General features: G+C 74.0%; 17 protein-coding genes and 2 pseudogenes. 6 read left to right on the forward strand and 13 right to left on the reverse strand.

What is annotated here, in order from left to right; genetic code table 11:
• Positions 1 to 135 precede the first annotated feature (135 nt).
• From OG618_RS03070 to OG618_RS03080, 3 genes are all read right to left on the reverse strand, one after another.
• Positions 136 to 777 (reverse strand): hypothetical protein, encoded by a 642-nt coding sequence (locus tag OG618_RS03070; RefSeq protein ID WP_329485571.1) that lies wholly within the window; start codon positions 775 to 777, stop codon positions 136 to 138.
• On the reverse strand, positions 774 to 1,376 hold the full coding sequence (locus OG618_RS03075; RefSeq protein WP_329485573.1) for a hypothetical protein: 603 nt from the start codon (positions 1,374 to 1,376) through the stop codon (positions 774 to 776). Before OG618_RS03075 ends, OG618_RS03070 begins: the two co-directional genes overlap by 4 nt.
• A 284-nt stretch (positions 1,377 to 1,660) precedes the next feature.
• The gene (locus OG618_RS03080) at positions 1,661 to 1,984 is read right to left on the reverse strand and encodes a hypothetical protein (protein ID WP_329485574.1); all 324 of its coding nucleotides are present in this window, start codon (positions 1,982 to 1,984) and stop codon (positions 1,661 to 1,663) included.
• Positions 1,985 to 2,439: 455 nt separating this feature from the next.
• Between OG618_RS03080 and OG618_RS03085 the strand changes: the two genes are divergently transcribed.
• Positions 2,440 to 3,099 (forward strand): class I SAM-dependent methyltransferase, encoded by a 660-nt coding sequence (locus OG618_RS03085; protein ID WP_329485575.1) that lies wholly within the window; start codon positions 2,440 to 2,442, stop codon positions 3,097 to 3,099.
• Positions 3,100 to 3,388: 289 nt separating this feature from the next.
• Entirely contained in the window at positions 3,389 to 4,381 is a 993-nt protein-coding gene (locus OG618_RS03090) for an aldo/keto reductase (protein ID WP_329485576.1), read from the forward strand.
• On the opposite strand, the gene OG618_RS03095 is transcribed toward OG618_RS03090, so the two are convergent.
• From OG618_RS03095 to OG618_RS03115, 5 genes and pseudogenes are all read right to left on the reverse strand, one after another.
• Positions 4,371 to 5,345: a DUF916 domain-containing protein gene (locus OG618_RS03095; protein ID WP_329485577.1), complete on the reverse strand. Its 975-nt coding sequence runs from the start codon at positions 5,343 to 5,345 to the stop codon at positions 4,371 to 4,373. The genes OG618_RS03090 and OG618_RS03095 overlap by 11 nt on opposite strands.
• Positions 5,346 to 5,407: 62 nt before the next feature.
• Positions 5,408 to 5,923, reverse strand: a pseudogene (locus tag OG618_RS03100) (WxL domain-containing protein); the annotation flags it as partial.
• Positions 5,924 to 5,950: 27 nt separating this feature from the next.
• Positions 5,951 to 7,393: pseudogene (locus OG618_RS03105) on the reverse strand (RICIN domain-containing protein); the annotation flags it as partial.
• A 261-nt stretch (positions 7,394 to 7,654) separates the two neighbouring features.
• Entirely contained in the window at positions 7,655 to 8,020 is a 366-nt protein-coding gene (locus OG618_RS37975) for a helix-turn-helix domain-containing protein (protein ID WP_442906924.1), read from the reverse strand.
• A gap of 72 nt (positions 8,021 to 8,092) precedes the next feature.
• Positions 8,093 to 8,473 (reverse strand): hypothetical protein, encoded by a 381-nt coding sequence (locus tag OG618_RS03115; protein ID WP_329485578.1) that lies wholly within the window; start codon positions 8,471 to 8,473, stop codon positions 8,093 to 8,095.
• Positions 8,474 to 8,835: 362 nt separating this feature from the next.
• On the opposite strand from OG618_RS03115, the gene OG618_RS03120 reads away from it, so the two are divergent.
• Entirely contained in the window at positions 8,836 to 10,410 is a 1,575-nt protein-coding gene (locus OG618_RS03120) for a peptidoglycan-binding domain-containing protein (RefSeq protein WP_329485579.1), read from the forward strand.
• 52 nt (positions 10,411 to 10,462) lie between these two features.
• Here OG618_RS03120 and OG618_RS03125 read toward each other — a convergent pair whose 3' ends face one another.
• From OG618_RS03125 to OG618_RS03135, 3 genes are all read right to left on the reverse strand, one after another.
• Positions 10,463 to 11,599, reverse strand: a complete 1,137-nt coding sequence (locus OG618_RS03125; protein WP_329485581.1) for a heparin lyase I family protein — start codon at positions 11,597 to 11,599, stop codon at positions 10,463 to 10,465.
• A gap of 177 nt (positions 11,600 to 11,776) precedes the next feature.
• Complete coding sequence (locus tag OG618_RS03130) at positions 11,777 to 13,096, reverse strand: LPXTG cell wall anchor domain-containing protein (RefSeq protein WP_329485582.1); 1,320 nt, start codon at positions 13,094 to 13,096, stop codon at positions 11,777 to 11,779.
• Positions 13,097 to 13,237: 141 nt separating this feature from the next.
• Positions 13,238 to 13,606, reverse strand: coding sequence for a winged helix-turn-helix transcriptional regulator (locus OG618_RS03135; protein WP_442906754.1), 369 nt, complete (start codon positions 13,604 to 13,606; stop codon positions 13,238 to 13,240).
• Positions 13,607 to 13,761: 155 nt separating this feature from the next.
• Between OG618_RS03135 and OG618_RS03140 the strand changes: the two genes are divergently transcribed.
• Together OG618_RS03140 and OG618_RS03145 are read left to right on the forward strand one after the other, a co-directional pair.
• Positions 13,762 to 14,730 (forward strand): NADP-dependent oxidoreductase, encoded by a 969-nt coding sequence (locus OG618_RS03140; protein WP_329485583.1) that lies wholly within the window; start codon positions 13,762 to 13,764, stop codon positions 14,728 to 14,730.
• Positions 14,731 to 14,782: 52 nt separating this feature from the next.
• Positions 14,783 to 15,103: an NIPSNAP family protein gene (locus OG618_RS03145; protein ID WP_329485584.1), complete on the forward strand. Its 321-nt coding sequence runs from the start codon at positions 14,783 to 14,785 to the stop codon at positions 15,101 to 15,103.
• A gap of 42 nt (positions 15,104 to 15,145) precedes the next feature.
• On the opposite strand, the gene OG618_RS03150 is transcribed toward OG618_RS03145, so the two are convergent.
• Together OG618_RS03150 and OG618_RS03155 are read right to left on the reverse strand one after the other, a co-directional pair.
• Positions 15,146 to 16,891, reverse strand: coding sequence for a sigma-70 family RNA polymerase sigma factor (locus OG618_RS03150; protein ID WP_329485585.1), 1,746 nt, complete (start codon positions 16,889 to 16,891; stop codon positions 15,146 to 15,148).
• A gap of 433 nt (positions 16,892 to 17,324) precedes the next feature.
• Positions 17,325 to 18,425, reverse strand: a complete 1,101-nt coding sequence (locus tag OG618_RS03155; protein WP_329485586.1) for a hypothetical protein — start codon at positions 18,423 to 18,425, stop codon at positions 17,325 to 17,327.
• A 496-nt stretch (positions 18,426 to 18,921) separates the two neighbouring features.
• Between OG618_RS03155 and OG618_RS03160 the strand changes: the two genes are divergently transcribed.
• Positions 18,922 to 19,965: a substrate-binding domain-containing protein gene (locus tag OG618_RS03160; protein ID WP_329485587.1), complete on the forward strand. Its 1,044-nt coding sequence runs from the start codon at positions 18,922 to 18,924 to the stop codon at positions 19,963 to 19,965.
• Positions 19,966 to 20,054 lie beyond the last annotated feature (89 nt).

Raw genomic sequence — 20,054 nt, forward strand, 5'->3', positions numbered from 1 at the left:
AGGTTAGAGCCCCCGTCGGAGTCGCGGGCCGGAAAGCGTCAGCAGCACCCGTACCGGCTCCCATCGACTCTCCAGCCCTGCGCCCGGGCCGAACAGCGGCGGGCGCCCTCGACGGGAGGGCGCCCGCCGGGCGGCTCAGACGATCCGGAACGCCAGGGCGTTGTCGGCGGACAGCTTCAGGGTGTAGATCCACTCCGTCCCGTAGACCTCGTCCTGGTAGGTGGTCCGGACGGCGTCCAGGTAGTAGCCCCAGCGCTCGTCCTGGAGCACCGACCAGCCCGCGTCATTGGTGTGGATAAGGAACTTGAGCCCCTCCTTCTGGTTCTCGACACACCCGTTGACGGTGACTTCGGCGTTGGGGTACCTCACCGGATCGGAGACGGTCAGGCAGTCGGAGTTCGGCCAGGTGGTGAGGTAGACGGACGGCCCCTCACCCCGGCAGATGTTCCAGTAGGTGGCCCCTCCCCAGTCGTCGGTCAGCAGTTCGGCCTGGTAGCGGCGGAACGGCCGGTCCGGGTCGAAGACCTTGTAGGGGTGGGTGGAGAGGTAGGTCGGACCGTACGTCCTGATGGGCTGCGGGAAGCTGCCCCGGGGGTCCGGCGGTTTGCCCCAGTCGGTGTAGGGGCTCTGGAGCCGGACCGGGGTCGGATCGCACATCGTGCCGTAAGGACCCGGGAGGGGACCGGCCGCCGAGGCCTGCGGGGCGGCGGACAGCAGCAGCGTGCCGACGAAGGCGAGCACCAGTACGGCGCGGGTGGGGCGGGCCGCCGTACTCACGGGCAGGTCAGCTGGCGCCGGGCCAGCTCCTGGACGCTGCCGGGGACGACGGGGCTGTCGCAGGCGATGGTGCCCTGGATCTCGACGTCGAACGTCACGTAGGACCCCGTGCCGCCGGTCATGGTGTTCACCCAGACGCCGGTGTTCGCACCGGTCCGGGCACACTGGTAGCGGACGAACTCGCCCTCGACCTTGTGGGTGCCCTTGAACAGCCCGTACTCACCGGGGCGGTTGAAGTTCATGGTGACCGTCCGCGACCAGGTACTGGTGCTGGCCTTGGTCTTCTGCACCGAGAAGCCGACTTTGGCCGAGACCTTGGCGAACAGGACGCTCGCCTGCGCGGTGATCTCCACCGAGGTGTTGTAGGTGGTGCTGACGCTGTCGACCTCGGAGAGCGTCTCCGTGGAACTGCCAGTGGTGCCGGGCGCGATGGAGATGCCGGTCCAATGCGTGATCTTGGGGGTGACCCGAGCGGTGGCGACGTCCTGCCAGATCGTCTCCAGGTTCGGGTTGCAGGCGTCGGACGGCGGCCGGGGCAGCGGGTCGGCGTGCGCCGCACCCGCGGCGATGCCACCGAGCCCGGCGATCGTCACGGTCAAGGTGGCCAATGTGCCCAGACGCCGGCGAAGGTGACGCCGCGGGACGGTTTCCACAGGGATCCTCCTGATGGTCGGTCTGCCGGGCCCTGACGGTGCGCACCCGGCTCGGCGCAGGATTCTTCCTCGCGTACGAATGACATTTCCATCCCAGGAAGTTGGGATGTCCATGACCCCGGGCAGCGTCCTGGCCGAGCGGTTCCGATCCTGGGCGGTGGCCGCCGGCGATCAGCTCCGGCGCAACGCCCTGAAGCAGCGATTGGCCCGAGATCACGTGGGGAGCACGCTCAGCGGGCCACCGTGGAGGGGGTGACGTTCGGCTTCGGGGGGATGGTCATCGGGGGGAGGGTGATCACCGGGCCGATCGGGTGGCAGCCGTCCCAGCTGGGGAGTTGGAGGGGCGGGCAACTGGTCGGGGGCTTCGGGAGGGTCGGGGTGGGTCGCGGGCCGGGGCTCCACGCGGCGGGCGGGTTCTCCTGGTCCAGGGTCGGCGACGGGGCGGGCACGCGGGTCGGCGCCGGCTTCGGGGCGGCCGCGGTCTTCGAGGGGCGCGGCGGTGCGGCGACCGTGGACCGGGCCGGCGCCGGGGCTGCCGGAGGCTCGGTGGGCACGGGCGTCCCGACCGGCGGCGGCGTGCTCGTGGCGGCGAGGACGACCTCCGCCGGCGGGGCGGGCTCCGAGGGCGTGGGGCTCGCCGAAGCGGTCGGGCTCGGCGAGGTGTCGGCCGAGGCGCCGGAACCCACCGAGGACCCGGCCGGGACCGTATCGTGCGACCCCCGCAGCGCCGGGCCCCCGGCACCGGCCAGGCCCAGGACACACACCCCGGCGGCTATTCCGCCGACGAGCTTCCGCCGGTTCACCGGCTTCGCGTCCCGCTCGTCCCTCTCGCCCTGCATTTCCGGCCCCACCTCTGTCTGATACAGCGTCTGAACTGCGCGGATCGTAGCAGCGGGCCCCGCAGCCGGAGAGGACCGGGACGGTGCCCCCAGACGAGGGCCTCCCGCGCGGTTTGCCGGATCGGCAACAGAACTGGCCCACCCGGTGGGCGGCGGGCGAGCGTGGGGGCATGACCGACGACATCGCAGCAACCTCGCCCACGGGCGAGTACCTCGGGGACCCCGCCGTGCGGGCCGAGTGGGACGGCCGGTACGCCGACCGGCGGCAACTGTGGAGCGGCCGCCCGAACGGCGCGCTCGTGGCCGAGGTCGAAGGGCTCGCCCCCGGGCGGGTGCTGGACGTCGGCTGCGGCGAGGGCGCGGACGCCGTCTGGCTGGCGCGCAGAGGGTGGGACGTGACCGCGCTGGAGGTCTCCGGCGTGGCGCTGGAGCGGGCGGCCGGGCACGCCCGGGACGCCGGCGTCACCGTTCGCTGGGTGCACGCGGAACTGGTGGGGGCGGCGCTCCCGCCGGCCTCCTTCGACCTGGTCTCCGCGCAGTACCCGGCCCTGCTGCGCACCCCCGGCGCCGCGGCCGAGCGGGCGCTGCTCGCGGCCGTCGCGCCCGGCGGCGTGCTCCTGCTCGTGCACCACGCGGGCATGGACACCCGGGAGGCACAGGCGGGCGAGTTCGACCCCGCCGACTACGTCTGGCCCGCGATGGTCACCGCGCTCCTCGACGAGGACTGGCAGGTCGAGGTGGACGAGCAGCGCCCGCGCGTGGCACCGGAGGGCGGCGCCGGCGCCCACCACACCGACGACCTGGTGCTCCGCGCCCGCCGACTGCGCTGAGCCCTCCCGACGCGAGCGCTCCCGGCCGTGGCACGACCGGCGGGAGGGGGACGCCCGCGTCGCGGCGTCTGTGCCGGGGCGACCACCCGGTCACCCGGTGCCACGGGTCCTTCGTGTGCGATATTTCGTGGTGGCGAGATTCGTCCGGCAAGGAGGCGGGAGACCATGGTGAGCTGCTGCTCCGCCAAGATCTCGCCGGGAGGCCTTGCCTCCATCCCTTTTCTACAACGTCCTTTTCAGGCAAGGCCGTTGGTTCCCTCCACCGGCCTCCGCCTGAAAGGATGTCGGTATGACCTACCACCCCGCGGAGACCCGCTACACGTCCATGTCCTACCGGCGGGCCGGCCGCAGCGGTGTGCTGCTCCCCGCCGTGTCGCTCGGCCTGTGGCACAACTTCGGTGACACCCAGCCGCTGGAGGTGCAGCGCGCGGTGCTGCGCCGGGCCTTCGACCGCGGTGTCACGCACTTCGACCTGGCGAACAACTACGGCCCGCCGTACGGCAGCGCGGAGCGCAACTTCGGCCTTCTCTTCGCCCAGGACTTCAAGCCGTACCGGGACGAGCTGTTCATCGCGTCGAAGGCGGGCTACGACATGTGGCCGGGCCCGTACGGCGTCGGCGGGTCGCGCAAGTACCTGCTGGCGAGCCTGGACCAGTCGCTGGAGCGGATGGGTCTGGACTACGTCGACGTCTTCTACTCGCACCGCTACGATCCCGCGACGCCGCTGGAGGAGACGATGGGGGCGCTCGACCGGGCGGTGCGCTCCGGCCGGGCCCTGTACGCGGCGGTCTCCAACTACCCCGCCGCGCAGCACCGCGAGGCCGTGGAGATCCTGCGCGACCTGGGCACCCCGATGCTGATGAACCAGGTCCGGTACTCGATCCTGGACCGCGCCGCCGCCGAGGACGGCCTGCTGGACGCGGTCGGCGAGACGCGGACCAGTCTGATCGCGTTCTCCCCGCTGGCGCAGGGCCTGCTGACGGACCGCTACCTGTCCGGGGAGGTGCCGGCCGGTTCGCGGATGTCGGTCGGCCGCTTCCTCCGCGCGGAGGCGCTGACCGGGGAGAAGCTGGAGCAGCTGCGCGCGCTGAACAAGCTCGCCGAGCGGCGCGGCCAGACCCTGGCCCAGCTGGCGCTGTCCTGGGTGCTGCGCGACGAGCGGGTGGTCTCGGTGATCATCGGCGCGTCCAGCACCGCCCAGCTCGACCAGAACCTCGACGCGCTCGACGGCGGTCCGTTGACCGCCGAGGAGCTCGCCGAGATCGACCGGCTCAGTCGCTGACGCCCGCCTCCGGCCGCCCGCGGTGCCGGGCGGCCGGCCGCCGGCGGCGGCGCCGGGTGACCGCCGCGGCGGTGCCGACGGCGGCAAGGAGGATCAGGGCGCCGGCGAGCAGCCACGGCACCTGGGTGAAGTCGTCGGAGCCGGTGGCGGTGACGCCGTTCGCGGTGGCGGTGACGGTGACGTCGCCCCAGCCGGTGGGGGCGCCGGACCAGGCCTCGGTGACCTCGACCTGTTGCCCCGGGAGCAACTCGGCCGGCACGTTGGCCAGTTGCCGGGTGGTGGGACCGCCCGCGAACACCCCGCCGACGTGCAGGTCGGCGCGGGGGTCGAGCTTCACGTTCCCGGTGTTGTGCAGGGTGTAGGAGACGGTCGAGTCGGTGCGGCCGGTCCAGGGCACCTGCGGGTTGTGCGCGGCGAACCGGACGTTCTCGACGGCGAGCGCCGGCCGCTCCGCGCCGTCGACGCGCAGGTAGATCCGGGCGCCGACGCCGCGCTGGATGCCGATGAAGGAGCCGGCCGCGGTCGGCACGCGATCGTCGACGGCGACCAGGGCGCCCACGTGGTCCCCGGGCGAGGCGTCGGCGGGCACGGTCAGGGTGAGGCCGACCGGCAGGGCGGAGCGGGCCGGGACGGTGACGACGTCCTGCTCCGGCTTCCCCCAGGCCCCGACGTCGTGCTGGGCCTCCTCGCGGCCGCGCACCGCCAGACCGCCGTCGCGCTCGGTGTTGTAGGCGTCGGCGACGTAGAGGTGCAGGGTCAGCGGGCCGTCGGTGGTGTTGGTGACGACGGCGCGGTCGGTGAAGGTCGCGCCGGGCTGCGCCGAGAGCTGGAACGCCGCGCGCGGTGTGATCACCGAGTCCGCCGGCTTGACCGACCATTCGCCGTTGTCGGCGGCGTGGGCCTGGGTGGGGAGGAGGGCCAGCAGGCCGAGGAGGAGAACGGTGACGACGGGTGCTCTGCGCATGGCGGACCAGCTTTCGGGGTGCCGCGGGCCGGACGCCTCAGGCGTCCGGCCCGCGAGCACGGTCACAGGAGGGTGAGGGTGAGCGTTCCGGAGTAGTTGCCGACGGGGGTGAACTTCGCGATGTCCAGGGACACGGCGGCCCCCGCGGTGAACTCGCCACCGGTCAGCGCGGCGTCGGTGACGGACGCCAGGGTGGCGCCGGCCTTGCCGATGGTCCCGGGGCTGCCCGCCTGGCAGGAGCTCGGGCTGTCGGCCTTGGTGGCGCAGCTGGGGGTCCAGCTCAGCCGTTCGGCGTCGATCCTGCCGCGCGGCCCGGTGAAGTCGGTGACCTTGCCGGTGAGGGACCAGCCGGCGGTGCCGCCGCGGAAGTCCTTCACGGTCACGGTGTTCAGGGAGCCGGTCGAGGGCGCGCCCGAGCCGAAGGCCACCGCCGGGAGGCGGACGGCGTCGGTCGCGGCGGCCATCGAGAGCACGCCGGCGTCGACCGAGGTGCTGATCTGCTGGTCCACCGTGCCGGGGGTGCCGGTACCGGGGTCGGTCGGGTGGGTGGGGTCGGTGGGGTCGGTCGGGTGGGTCGGGTCGGTCGGAGCGCCGGCGACGGCGACCTTCCAGTCCTGGCCGGGGCTGCCGTCGCAGTCCGACTGCACCAGCTTGGCACCGGCCGCCAGGGATCCGCCCTGGAGGTCCAGGCACTTGTTGCTGTGCTTCACGATGATGCGGACCGGACCCTCGGCCGGGCCCTCGAAGCGCCAGCGCTGGTTGTTGCCCGAGCCGCAGTCGTACTGCTTGACCTCGGCGCCGTCGGCGGTCGAGTTGTCCGCCACGTCGAGGCACTTGCCGCTGTGCTGGGCGAGCACCCGGACGTAGCCGTTGTCGTTGTTGGTGAACCGCCACTCGCTGTTCAGTCCGCCGTCACAGGCGCCCTGGACCACCGGCACGTTGTTGTCGGAGAGGCTGTCGCTCACGCTCGCGCAGAGGCCGCCGGCCTTGTTGGTGAGCGTGTTGAGGGGGTCGCCGCCGGAGCCGGCCACCCGGCCGGTCGCCGTGTCGATCGAGACCTCGGGGTACCACGGCAGGTCCATCGTGGTGGCGGTCGGGAACTGCAGCGGCAGCCAGACGTAGGTGGAGTCGTTGACCCGCTTCGGGTCGGCCCCCTTGCCCGCCCACCGGTCGCCCAGGTAGAGGAAGGAGGTGGTCTCACTGCCCTCGACCGGCAGCACGAACGCCGTCTGCGAGCCGTGGCCGTAGTTGTCGCCGGCGTCCTTCATCTCCGTCCACGGCCCGGTCGGGCTCGGGGCGGTGGCGTACTTCTGCTGGTTCGGGTCCCAGTAGCTGGTACCGGAGGTCAGCATGAAGTACGTGTCCCCGCGCTTGAACATCGCCGGCGACTCGCGGTGCTGGCCCGGCCAGGGGTTCGCCGGGACGCCCGTCACCTGGGTGTAGTCCTCGGTGAGCTGATAGATCATCAGGTCGGCGTTGTTGTTCGCCGAGGAGATCATGTACGCGTTGCCCGTGCCCGGGTCCTCGAAGGCGGTGATGTCCCGCGACATGTACTCGTTGCCCTGGGCGTCCTTCGGACGGAACGAGCCCTTCCACTGGTACTGGCCGTCCACCGTCGAGGAGACCGCAACGGCTGCCCGGGCCTCGCCGTAGGAGTCGTCGGCCTCCTTGTGCATCCACATCACGAACTGCTTCGTCTTGGCGTTGTACAGGACCTTCGGACGCTCGATCAGGGCGTCCTTCAGCTCCGGGTCGGTCTCCTGGGTGAGGACGTGGCCCCGGGGCTCCCAGGTCTTCAGGTCCGTGGAGCGGTACGCCGACACGTAGCGGAACTTGTTGTCCTCGCCGCGGTCCTCGCCGAACCAGTAGTAGTGGGCGTCGACCTTGATCACGCCACCACCGTGTGCCTGCACCCCCGCTCCGGTGGTGTCCGGGAACTGGGTGCCTGCGGTGGCGGTGACCGGCGCGGCCTGGGCCGGTGACGGCCCCGCGATCACAGCCAGGAGCAGGCCGAGAAGGCCTGCGAGAACGGATCCCACTCTTTTCATACGGGTTCCTCGACGTCGTCCGCGCTCGTCCTGACCTCCGGGTCCAGCCACCGGAGCTCCGTTCACTACTGAACAGAAACAAACGTGATTACGCGGAATTCAACAGATGGGGGACCCTCAGGCTTGCCGAGCGCGCCCAACAAGTCAACACGTCGAAACATTACTGATACCTGGCGGCCATACTTCGGTGACTCCGGCGGCAGCGATCACCAGCGATCACCAGCTCTCGCCGGCCGTGTCCGCCCCTGGCATCGCGGCAGCTCAGTCGCGGGGAACGGACCCGTCCACCGGCACGGCGTCGGCACCGGTGAGTGCCGCGCGGGTGGTGCCGAGCTTCTTCAGGACACTGGCGACGTGGTGTTCGACCGTGCGCGGTGAGAGGAACAGCGCGGCGGCGATGTCGTTGTTGCTGGCCCCTTCGGCGAGCAGCCCGGCGACCTGCCGCTCACGCGGCGAGAGCGCGCCGCCGTAGCCGGCCCGGCCGCGGGGATTGCTGCGGCCCCCACCGGCCGGCCGGCCCCTGGCCCCCGCCGTGTTCCGTCTCCGCCATGCCGTACTCCCGGCGCCGCTGACCGCCCCACCGGGTCGGTGACGACGGTCGGGCCGCTGAACACCTCCAAAGTACAGCCGCCGCCGGACGCGGTCGCTCCTACTCCGTCAGGGGACGGCGACCGGCTCGGGGGCCTCGTTCCTACGCCGTCAGGGGACGGCGACCAGCTCGGGGGCCTCGTTCCAGAACGAGGGGCGCGGCATCTCGACGACCTGGCACCCGGCCTCCTCCAGCCTGCGGACCGCCGCGCCAGCCTCCGCGTCGTCGAGGGAGAACACGAAGGGGCCGGGGATCAGCACGGTGGTGCACAGACCCTCCTCGACGGCGCGGGTCAGATCGGCCAGCGCCGTCAGGTCGTCGGTCGAGCGCCGGCCGTTGTCCATGAAGACGGTCGCGTCGCCCAGCCCGGATTCGGCGGAGTAGCGGGCGAGGATCCGCCAGTAGTCCAGCAGGTACACCGTGTCGTACGGGTAGCAGCGCAGGTAGATGGCGGTGGAGCGGCTCGCGACCGGCCGGATGCGGTTGGTCATCTGTTCTTCCCTCTCGGACGTCGCCCGCTCACTGCGCGGGCGGTACTCCTGGATCCAGCAAAGGTCGGGGGCGGGGGCGGGGTCCAGCGACGAGGCCACCCAACTTCCCTCGAATGCGCCGAACCGTAGGTACCCGCCCCCGGAGTCATGGGTAGTCGGGGGCGTCCCGGGCCCGCGGGTCCGTACGTCCGTGACCGGGTGCGCGGGGGCGGCGGAGCCGCCTCGTCCCGCGTCGGATCACGATCGGGTAACAGGGCGGGACCGCGGCGCCGATCCCGACTCCAAGGTTCACAACGCCTCCGGGAGCGGCGGGCTCGCGGGCCGTCCGCGACCGCCGCCGGTCGACCTCACCGAGGACCCTCATGTCACCTTCCCTCGCCTCACTCACCGACGCGGAGCTCGGCGAGCTCCTGCTCTCCGGCTCCGCCCGGCGGACCGCCACCCGGGAGCTGACGCGCCGCTACGGCGACCTGGTGCTCGCCTACGCGGGCACGCTGTGCGCGACCCCCCGGGAGGCGCACGGCCTCGCGGCGGAGGTCCTCGACCGGGCGCTCGACGCCTCGCACCGGGACCGGCTCCCCGGTGGCTCGTGGAGCTTCCTGCTGCTCGGCGAGGCGCGCCTGGTCGCCGCCGGGTGGGCCGCCGCGGGGCGGGGTGACGACCTGTCACCGGGCTTCCTCGGCTGGCTGTCGGTGCGCCGGGCGCCGCAGCAGGACCCCCGTGACGTCGTGGCCACCGTCGAGGGGACGAGTCCCCTGCTGGCTGCGCTGGGGCAGCTCCCGGACCTCCCCGCCATGGAGCTGTGGCGGGCCCTCGCGGCGGACCCGGCCACGGTCCCGGCTCCCCCGCCGGCGGCCCGCCGGAGGCTCGCCGACGCGTACATCCGGGCGCACGCCCTCGGGGCGCCCGAGCGGCAGTGCCGGCACCTCGCGGCCCTGCTGGGGGAGACGGCCGCCACCGACGCGCCGACTCCCGTCGAACTCGCCGCCCATCTGCCGCTCTGCGACCGCTGTCACCGGGCGATGACCGACCTGCGGGCCGTCCACCGCTGGGAGGCCGGTCACCTGAGCGAGGGCCTGCTGGCCCGGTTCCGCCCGGTGTCCGCCGATCACCGGGCGGCCACCGCCCCGGTGGGCCCCGGGCCGGACCACGTGCGGGTGGCGCCCCGGGAGGAACCGTCGGTGGAGATCGTCATCGGCCCCGCCCACCGCCGGCCCGGACCGAACCGCCGCCTCGCCCGCCGGCGCCTCGCGATCGGCGCCGCGGGCATCGGCACGGTCGCGCTGGCCTTCGGGCTGGCGATGGCCGAACCGCCGTCGAGCCGGGTCACCGGGTCGCCGACGCCCGACGGGACCTCGGCCACCGTCCTGGACACGATCGCGCCGGACCCGACGGGTCCGAGTGCCGCACCGGTGCCCCCGGCCCGCGAGTCGCCGTCGGCCCGGCCCACCGCGACACCGACCCCGAGCAGGTCCAGGACCGTACCGGCGACGCCCTCGTCCGCCCCAGCGCTCGCTCCCCCGACGACCGTCCCCGGGCCGACGGCGGGCCGGCCGACGACCGCCGGCGCACCGGCCCCGGTGAGCACGCCCAGCACACCGGCCGAGGCACCGACGCCACCGGTCGCCCCGGCCCCGACCGCCTCGCCGTCCGCCCCGACGCCACCGCCCACCCGGCCGCTCCGACGGGGCGACAGCGGGCCGGAGGTGACGGCACTGCAGCGACTGCTGATCAGGGCCGGGTGCACTCCGGAGCCGGGGTTCGTGCAGGGGCGCTTCGACGTCGTCACCGAGCGCATGCTGACCGGATTCCAGCAGGCCGCCGGCATCCGCGGCGAGGAGCGCAGCCTCTCCGTCTTCGGCGACCGGACGAGGGCCGCCCTCGAACAGCCGGGCGCCGGGCCCCGGTGCCGGCCCGGGCCGGAGGCCCGGGGCTGACGGCCGGTGGCCCGGGGCTGACGGCCGGTGGCCCGGGGCCCGGCGGCACCGCTCACCGCCGCCTGCGCCGGCCGGTCCCCCGGTGACGGCGGCGGACCACCCCGCCGACGCACGCGAGGGCGGTGAACGCGGTCGCGCCGCCGATCCACGCGGCGGCGGGCGAGGGCTCCGCGGCCGGGCCGGCCGTCGTCCCGCCGGAGACGGGCAGCGCGGCCTCCGCCTCGGCCCGGGTCATCGCGTCGTCCGGCTCCGGCGACGGCTGCGAGGTGGGGGCCGCCGTCTCGCCGGTGGGCGTCGGGCTCGGAGTCGCCGTCGGAGCGGCGGTGGCCGAGGGCTTCGGCGAGGCCGTCGGAGCGGGTGCGGACGCGGCCGGTGTGCCGGTGGCGGACTGCGACGGCGGTGGCGTGGTCCGCGCCGCCGGGGAGGGCGGCGCGGCGGGAGCGCCCGCGGTCACGTCCGTGATCGAGACGTCGTCGACGTACAGGACGGCGTCGGGGCCGCCGACGGAGTGCGCCACCTTCTTCTCCGGCCGCCAGGTCGGGCGGTAGATCCCGATCCGGAAGTGCGGTGCCTCCCCTCGGTGGTAGTTGTTCTCCCCGGTGTGCGATCCGACCTGCACGCCGTCCCGGACCACCACGATGGAACCGGGCGACGACGGGGTCGACCAGGTGATGTCGACGACCCACCGGTTCCAGTGGCCGAACTGCACCGTCCCGAGCGGGACGACCGTCTCCCGGACCTCCGCCCCCTCCAGCCAGTGCACCTTCAACAGCCAGGCCTGGCCGTTCAGCGAGAGTGCGACGACGGGCTTCACCCCGTCGTTGTCGTCCCCCTGCGTGCTGAACCACTGGGCGACGATGGTGCCGAAGTCCTCACGGGGCCAGTCGTTCGGCAGGTAGTTGCCGAAGGAGAAGCGATGACTTCCCGCACCGAGGTTCTTCATCACCAGCTCGGTCTTGAACGAGCGCCCGTCGTTGGGCACGTTGAACCGCGCGGCCCGTCCCGAGCCGCCGGCCGGCGCGGGAACGGCGGAGACCCGGCCGAAGCCGTTGAGCGCCATGTAGGGCCAGCCGTCGGAGGATTCGAAATCGTAGGCCACCGACGCGGCGGCGGCCTCCGGCGCACCGACGAGGCCGACGGCCACCAGGGCCGTGAGCACGGCACCGGCCAGATTCGGACGAGATAGCACGATGATTCCTGTCCTGTCAGGGCGTTCGACGTTGTCCGTCCCGGGGACGGCTAGGGGCCGTCCCCGGGCGGGCCTCCCCGTGGGCGGGTACGGCACGGCCGGGCCGGCGGCGCGCGCGGGAGGGCGCCGCCGGCCCGGGTTCCACGGCGTCACACCGTGGATGCCGCGACCGCGCCGCTAGCCGTGCCGGGCCGCCCGGCGGCGGCGCAGGAGCACCAGGACACCGGTGCCCGCGGCGAGGGTGGCGACGCCGGCCCCGGTGATCAGCGCCTGGTGGTCACCGCCGCCCGTCTGGGCCAGGTTCCGCTCCACGGCGTCCGCCGTGGTCCTCGCCTGGACGACCGCCGCCGGCTGGATCCTCAGCGGCGCGATGGTCGGGTTGTCGATGGGCACCGGCAGCGGCAGCGGGCCGTCGCCCACCGGGTCGGCGGACGCGGACGGCGCGGACAGCACGGGCGCCGGGGCGGAGGACGAGGTGGACGGCGTCGTGGGGGACGGCGTCGTGGGGCGGGCCGTCACCGCGGGAGTGGTGGCCGGCGGGGTGGTGACGGTCGGCACGGCGACGGTGGGTGTGGGCGAGGGCGCGTGGGTGGTGGCCGGGGCGGTGACGGTCGGCGTGGGCGTGGGCAAGGGCGTGTGGGTGGTGGCCGGGGCGGTGGGCGCCGCACTGCTGGGCGCCGGGGTGGCCGTCCGCGACGGCGTGACCGCGGGAGCGGTGGGCGGCGCGGTGACCGTGGGCGACGCCGTGGCGAGGCGCGACGCCGTCGCGGTGGGCGACGGCACCCGGGTGGGGGACGGCGTGGCGACCGTCGCCGGGGCCTTGATCCGGAATCCCGCGCACCCCACCCCGCAGGCACAGCCGTAACTGCCGCGGTCCACCGGCTGCCCGGTCGCGTCGTCGAGCTGCGAGGCGAAGAGCACCGGAGCCACGCCGGCCCTGCCGACCGGCGCCTGGGCGGAGAAGGAGACCCGGACCTTGAGGGCGAGGGACTTGCCCTTCCGGACCGCCACGAGCGCGTCGTCCGCGACGTTGTCGCCGTCCCTGCCGCCGAGCACCACCAGCACGCCGTCGTCCACGCCCTCGCTGCCCGGGGCCTGTGAGCCCCTGAGCCAGTCGGTGCGCCCCGGCAGCTGGTACTCGACCCTGAGGTCGGCCGTGCGGAGGTCACCGGTCACGTTCTTGAACTTCAGCAGCGGGAAGGCCACGAAGTCGTGCGCCGACGGGTTCGCGATCGTGTAGCCGAACTCCTCTGCCGCACCGCCGACTTCGAAGTCCTTCGGGACACCGGACACCGACGGCTCCAGTCCTCGTTGCAGCGAGCCGTCGAGGCGCGGGGCGGAGGCCGACGGTCCTGCCGGGGAGGCGCTCGCCGAGGCCGCTCCGGGCGACGGCGTGCCGGGCGCTGCCGTATCGGCGGCGCCCGCTGTCGCGAGCGGGAGCGTGGAGAGGACGAGGGTGGTGGTACCGGCGAGGATCAGACTGCGGCGGGTGGACAAGTGATCACCTTCTGGCGAGCGCGGAGGAACCTGACACCGTGTCGATGTCTGCCGGTATGGAGACGGGGGCCGCGAACCCGTCCCGCGGGTATGCCGATCCGTTACCTCGCACCCGGCCCGGGTGCCTCCGCCCGCCGGTGATCAGGCCTTGGACAGCCGGCCCGGGCGGGTGCGCGGCTGCGCGGTGTTCTCCTCGACCCAGGCGCGCAGCATGCTCAGCGGGACGGCAGCGCTGCGGCCCAGCTCGGTGAGCGCGTACTCCACGTGCAGCGGTACCGCCGGGTAGACGGTCCGGGTCAGCAGTGCGGCGTCCTCCAGCCGGCGCAGGGTCTGGGTGAGCACCTTGGGGCTGACCCCCTGGAGGCGCCGCTGCAGCTCGCCGAAGCGCTGCGGCCCCTGGCCGAGGGCCCCGATCGCCAGCGCCGACCACTTGTTCGCCAGCAGGTCGAGCATGGCCCGGCAGGGGCACTGCGCCGCGTAGACGTCATGCCGGTCGTGCTGTCCGGTCACGCATTCCGACACCCTGAACCACTCCTCACCAGGACACTTCCCATCGGGAAGCAGTAGACCTTGCGGGTAACTATATGCCGCTGGATAGCGTCGAGGACATCAGCAGGGCGGGCCCACCGAGGGCCTCCCGCCGTTCTCTTCCTACGGAGTCGATCATGTCCGTGAACTCGATGCGCGCGGTGACGCAGGACCGCTTCGGCGGCCCGGAGGTACTGAAGGTCGAGCGGGTGCCGCGCCCCGAACCGCTGCCGACGGAGGTACTGGTCCGGGTCCGGGCCGCCGGCGTCAACCCGGTGGACTGGAAGACCCGCGCCGGCGGCGGGATGGCCGGGGTGCTGGGCGAACCCCCCTTCGTCCTCGGCTGGGACGTGTCCGGCGTGGTGGAGGAGGTCGGCTTCGGGGTGAGCACGCTGCGGCCCGGCGACGAGGTCTACGGGATGCCGTGGTTCCCCCGGGCCGCCGGCGGCTACGCGGAGTTCGTCACCGCGCCGGCCCGCCAGTTCGCCCGCAAGCCCGCGACGCTGAGCCACGTCCAGGCCGCGGCCGTCCCGCTGGCGGCCCTCACCGCCTGGCAGGCCCTGGTGGACACCGCCGGGGTCCGGCCCGGTCAGCGGGTCCTGGTCCACGCCGCCGCCGGCGGGGTCGGGCATTTCGCGGTGCAGATCGCCAAGCACCTGGGCGCCGAGGTGATCGGCACCGCCCGCGGCGGACGGCACGAGTGGCTGACCAAGCTGGGAGCGGACCGGCTCGTCGACTACACCACCACCCGGTTCGAGGACGTCGTGACCGACGTCGACGTGGTCCTCGACCTGATCGGTGACGAGCACGAGGGCACCAGCACGCGCTCGTTGCGGACGCTGCGCCCCGGCGGCCTGCTGGTCGCCGTCCCCTCCGGGGTCTCCGCCGAGCTGCACGCCGCCGCGGCGAAGCTCGGGGTCCGCAGCAGTGCCTTCCTGGTCGAGCCCGACGGCACGGGCCTGACCCTGCTCGCCGAACTCGTCGACGGCGGCGCGCTGGCCGTCGAGGTCGAGCAGGTCTTCGGCCTGGCGGAGGCCGCCCTGGCCCACGCCCACGGCGAGACCGGCCGCACCCGCGGCAAGCTCGTCCTGGACCTCAGCTCCTGAGCCGTCGCCGTTCCCGCCGTCCACCGACCCCCCTTTCCGAGGAGCACCCGCGATGTTCTACGAGATCCGCCACTACGTCACCAAGCCCGGCCGACGGGAGGAGTGGCTGCGCTTCATGGAGCGGACCGTCATCCCCTTCCAGAGCTCGAAGGGCATGGTGATCACCGCGTCCTTCGTCGACGAGGAGCACCCCGACGGCTACGTCTGGATCCGCCGCTTCGAGGACGAGGCGCACCGCGTCGAGGCGTACGCGGCCGTCTACGAGAGCGACCGCTGGGTCGCCGAACTCGGCCCGGCCGTGGCCGACCTGCTGTTCCTCGACAAGTCCGTGGTCACCCGGGTCGTGCCGACGCCCCGGTCGCTGCTGCGCTGACGGATGTCCCCCGGGCGTGCTGCCCGAACGCCCGGGGGACGGTCACAGCTGGAACGCCACCTTGCCGTTGCACGCGGCGTCCGCGCCGCACGACTGGGGGTAGAGGCGGAACAGGTCCTCGGCGGCCCCGGTGCCCGCGGCGCCGACGAGCTGACCGGACTGGCGCTGCTGGAGGCCCGTCCCGCCGCCGGGCAGGCTCACCGTCTGCCAGACCTGGCCGGGGCCGCTGCCGCACGGGTGCTGCACGACCTGCGCGGCGGCGCCACCGGTCGAGTCGAGGCAGCCGCCGTTCCCGGCACTGATCACGGAGTACCCGGTGCCCGACGGCTGGGGCCGCAGGTACCAGCTCTGGGTGTTCCCGGCGGCACAGGCGTCGCGGTACGGCAGTTCTTCGTCGACCGTGTCGACGTCCTCGGCGTCCACGCAGCTGTTCAGTGCCGGCAGCCGCAGCCGCACCACCCGGTCCCCCGGCGCGGGGGCCGGGTCGTCGGCGTCGGTGTAGACCCCGGCCGACAGGCCGCCGCCCGTGCCCTTCGGCGCCTTCGACGCCGTGGACTTCGCGGCCGGCGCGGAGGCCTGGGCGGTGGCGCTCGTCCGGCCCGCCGCGGACGGGGTGCCGGCGGTAGCGGGACCGGGAAGCGGGGAGGCCGGGGTCGGCGTCGGGCCGGCCGGCGTCTGAGTCGGGGCGGAGTCGGCGGTCGGCGGTGCCTCGGCGGAGGCGGTGCCGAGCGGGGCGGCCGCCCCGATCCGCGCCTGCGGCGGCGAGGACGCGCCCGGCCGGGAGCCGGCCGGGCCGGAGCCGGTGGCGATGGTGACCAGCACCGCGGTCGCCGCGACCCCGGCCACCGCCGCACCGATCGCCGCCTTCGCCCCGACCCCGACCCCGTGCCCGGCCCCGTGCCCGACGGCGGCCAGGGTGCCGCCGCCGGCGCCCAGCGGGTGACCGCCGTCCCACAGGACGAAGAGGCCGAGCCCCACCGCCCGCAGGCGCCCGTTGACGTCCCGCATCTCGGCCAGGCACGAGCGGCAGTCGGCGCACTCGTCGAGATGGCGGGCCAACCTCTTGGTGGTCCGCTTCGACGGGCGCTGGGCCAGGCCCGCGATCTCCTGGGAGTGCGCCGCGCAGTCGGGGGACGCGGCGCGGCGGACGTGCGCCACCAGGTAGGCCTCCCGCAGCCCCTCACGGGCGCGGAAGGCCAGCGAGGAGACGCCACTGGGGGTGAGACCGAGCAGCGGTGCGATCTCCTCCGGCGGCCGCTGTTCGATGACGGTGTGCCAGAGCACCGTGCGCCAGCGCTCCGGCAGCGACCGGTACGCCTCGGCGACCAACTGCCGCTCGGCGGTGGCCGCGAAGAGCTCGTCGGGCGAGAGCACCTGCTCCTGCCGATCGGCCCAGTCGCCGAAGTCCGAGGTGAGCAGGGTGCGGCGGTCGGCCGTCGACCAGGCCATCGCCGTGTTGCGGACCACGGCCAGCAGGTACGGGCGCCAGTTCTCGTCCGGCCCCGCCCCCGTCCGCACCGCCGCGAGGGTCCGGGCGAAGGCCTCGCTCGCCAGGTCCTCCGCGCTCTCGGCGCGGCCGGTGACGATCCGCGCGTAGTGCAGGGCAGCCCGGTGGTGGCGCTCGTAGAGTTCCGCGACCACCCGGTCGTCGCCGCCCCGCAGCCGCGCCGTCAGCCGGGCGTCGCTCTCGGCGGCCGGGTCGTCCGCGCCGGGCTTTCCCGCTGTGCCGGGTTCGGACGTCGGCGGCTGGTCCGCGAGTGCGGCGAGCGGGCGTGAGCGGCGTGGCATGAGGGTCCCTTCGGGGTGAGCACGGCAGTTCCCGGCGCCGGGGAGGGGCGGCCCCCGGGGCCTGTCTCGCTCCCGGTCGGCCGCCGGGACGCGGCGACCGAGCGGGTGCGTGCGAAGTCGGTTACGGAGTCGGATCGGTCATGGGCGCGCGTCTGCGCCGGCGGGTACCGCGCGCGACAGTGGACCCGCCCACGGGGGCTCGGCACAGCGCGCCGCAGTCGAAGCAGTAGCCCAAGGGCGAGGGCCGGTGGGCCGCCGAAGCCCCGGGCGAGAGCGTCCGCGATCACCGGACAGCCCAAAGCGGAATCGTATACCTGACGCTCCTTCGGAGCCACAACACCCAACCAGGGGGGTCAAACTACCGAAAGGTCGAGAGAAATCGTATACCTGATACCTCTTCGGAACTACGCCACCCACCCCCGGCGGACCTATGTCACCGCGCATCCGTGGCGGTGGGGCTGCCCGCCGGAGGCTCCGGAGTCGACGAGGGCGTGCCGACCGGACCGGGCGGGGCCGACGACGGTACCACCACCGGCGGCACGGACGGGCTCGCCGGCCCCGGGGCGGTCGGCAGCGTGGGCGGCGGCTCCGAGGCCGGCCGGCGCGTCCCGCTGGGAGTCGGCCCGGGCGTGGTCCGGCCCGCCCGGGGCTCGGCCGGGCCACCGGACGCCGGACCGCCGGACGCGGAGCCGGTGGGTGCCCCGGGCCTGGACGCCTGCGGCCCCGTGGCCACCGGGGCCGCGGAGGCCTGCCCGGTCGCGGACGCCTTCGGGCTGCCGGGCCCGGTCGGCCCCGCACCCGCGAGCCCCTTCGTCGGCCCCGCCGTACCGCGCCCCGCCGTCCCGCTCTCCCCCGTGCCGCCGCCCGCCGTGCTCCTAGCCGCAGGAACGGCCGGATGCGCCGTCGGGCCGGGCGAGGCCTCCGAGGTGGTGGCACCGGGCACCGAGGCCGTACCCGGCCCGGGTGCCTCCTGGCCCTCCTGCTGGATGGCCACGGTACCGCCGACCAGGGCGGCGGCCGAGAGCGCCAGGCTCCACCACAGGACGCGGCGCGAGCGCCGGCCCGGGCCGGCGACCGGGGCCGGCGACAAGGCCGGCCGTTCGGCGCGGGCCACGGTGCGGACTCGTTCGAGGACGACCGTGGGTTCGTCGTCGCCCCCGTACGTCGCCCCCGGCTGCGGCGGGCGACCCCCGACGGAACAGGAGGGACAGGACGGTGCAGGTGCCCCGGGCGGCGGGGAGGACGGCCCGTCCGGGCCGCCCTGCCGGGCGGCCAGGTACCGGCAGGTCCGGACCGCGACGGCGACGGCGCGGGCGCGGCGGACGTCCGCGGAGTCGTCCTGGGGAACGGTCCCGGCGGCGGCCGCCGAGGACGGCAGCTCCCGCTGTCCGGCGGCCCGCACCACGGCCCGCAGGATCTCCCGCCGGCACTCCTCGGGCAGTGACGGCAGCGCGTCCGCGGCCGCCCGTTCACCTGGCCGGGGCAGCCGGTCGTGGGGCTCGAAGGCGGTCCAGGGCGCTGAGGGCTCTCTCACTGTTCTCCTTGCGTGCGGCTCGGCAGGCGACCGTCCACCTGCGCCGGTCGTGAGGGGTGGAGCGCCGTCGCCCCCGACCGTCCCGCGGGTTTACCCAAGCGTTACCGCCGGCTTTCGGACCGGGCGACCGGGCGCGACCGGTCCGGATCCGGGCTCGCCCGGTGAACCCCCAGCTGGGCCGCGGGGCTTGCCACCCGGCTGCCCGTCCCGTCCGCCCCGCCACCGGTCGCACGTCACAAGCTGGTCTCGACCCCGCCGCACCCTTGACGTGGTTTCCGAAACAGAGGTGTCATATCCCCATCGCGTTCGGAAGTGTTTGTTTCTGGCAGTCTACGTTCGATTGACTGGCCAAGGCGGGGCTTCCGGCCTCAAACCACCACCCGGTCGGCGCACCGCCGCACTCCACCGCTCGCATTCCACCAGCAAGTGCACCACTGCCCGACTCCCTCGCACCCGTTCCGTCCCTGCGGCTGGTGCGCCCTCGAAGGAGCCCCCCATGTTCCGTCCCACCAGCCGCGCCGCCGCCGCAGCCGGCCTTCTCCTCACCCTGGGCCTGGCCACCGCCTGTTCGACCGGTCAGGAGTCCGTGAAGTCGGGCGACGCCTCGGTGGCGCCGGTCTCCGGGAAGATCTCGATCACCTACCTGCAGAAGCAGGGCGACCAGGAGTACTTCGTCGGGGAGGCGGCGGGCGCGAAGGCGAAGGCCGCGGAGCTGGGGGTCGACCTGAAGGTCGTCAATCTCGGCAACGACGCGAACAAGACCATCAGCGAGGTGCAGTCCGCGGTCGCGCAGAAGACCAATGGTGTGATCATCGTGGTGCCGGACCCGGCGGTGGGGCCGCAGGTCGTGCAGACCGCGCGGGACGCCAAGGTGGCGCTGCTGACCTCGGACGACCAGATCTGCGCCAGCGGTCCGGACCCGGCGGCGTGCTCGAAGGACGACCTGGTGTCGCGGATCGGGTTCTCCGGGCTGCAGATGGGCGGCGAGGTCGGCAAGCGGGCCGGTGAGGAGTTCAAGAAGGCCGGGTGGAACCCGGCGGAGACCCGGGTGATCTCGGCGTGGAAGCAGGACGTGACGGTCTGTGGTGACCGGGTGAAGGGCGCGAAGGAGGCGTTCGCGGCCGCGGTGCCGGGGGTGCAGAACATCGACGTGGCGACGGACAACACGCCGACGGGCGCGCAGGACAAGATCGCGGCGACGGTGACGGCCAACCCGGGTGTGAAGAACTGGGTGCTGTGGGGCTGCAACGACGAGAACGTGCAGGGCGGGGTGACGGCGCTGCAGAACGCGGGCGTCTCCGCGGACCACGTGGTCGGGGTGGGTCTGGGCGCGTACCTGGCGTGCAAGGACTGGAGCGGCGGCAAGCCGACCGGGATGAAGGCCGCGCTGTTCATCAACGGCAAGGACGTCGGCGCGCTGGCCGTGCAGACCATGTACGACAAGCTCAAGAACAGCAAGGACTTCCCGAAGGAGGCCTTCGCGCCCACCACCATGGTCGACGCCACGACCTGGCAGAGCGCCGGAGTCACCTGCAGCTGACCCCGTTCGGGCCGCGTCCCCCGGCCTGCCACGGCGTTCCCCGGCCCGGCTCCTGCACCGCCGGGCCGGGGAACGCCCCGCCGGCCGGA

The sequence above is a fragment of the Kitasatospora sp. NBC_01246 genome, assembly GCF_036226505.1.
Lineage (GTDB): Bacteria > Actinomycetota > Actinomycetes > Streptomycetales > Streptomycetaceae > Kitasatospora.

Coding starts and splice junctions, on each gene's coding strand:
- OG618_RS03085 (WP_329485575.1), top strand. CDS start 2,440: ATGACCGACGACATCGCAGCAACCTCGCCCACGGGCGAGTACCTCGGG.
- OG618_RS03145 (WP_329485584.1), top strand. CDS start 14,783: ATGTTCTACGAGATCCGCCACTACGTCACCAAGCCCGGCCGACGGGAG.
- OG618_RS03150 (WP_329485585.1), bottom strand. CDS start 16,891: ATGCCACGCCGCTCACGCCCGCTCGCCGCACTCGCGGACCAGCCGCCG.
- OG618_RS03120 (WP_329485579.1), top strand. CDS start 8,836: ATGTCACCTTCCCTCGCCTCACTCACCGACGCGGAGCTCGGCGAGCTC.
- OG618_RS03160 (WP_329485587.1), top strand. CDS start 18,922: ATGTTCCGTCCCACCAGCCGCGCCGCCGCCGCAGCCGGCCTTCTCCTC.
- OG618_RS03090 (WP_329485576.1), top strand. CDS start 3,389: ATGACCTACCACCCCGCGGAGACCCGCTACACGTCCATGTCCTACCGG.
- OG618_RS03115 (WP_329485578.1), bottom strand. CDS start 8,473: ATGACCAACCGCATCCGGCCGGTCGCGAGCCGCTCCACCGCCATCTAC.
- OG618_RS03095 (WP_329485577.1), bottom strand. CDS start 5,345: ATGCGCAGAGCACCCGTCGTCACCGTTCTCCTCCTCGGCCTGCTGGCC.
- OG618_RS03140 (WP_329485583.1), top strand. CDS start 13,762: ATGTCCGTGAACTCGATGCGCGCGGTGACGCAGGACCGCTTCGGCGGC.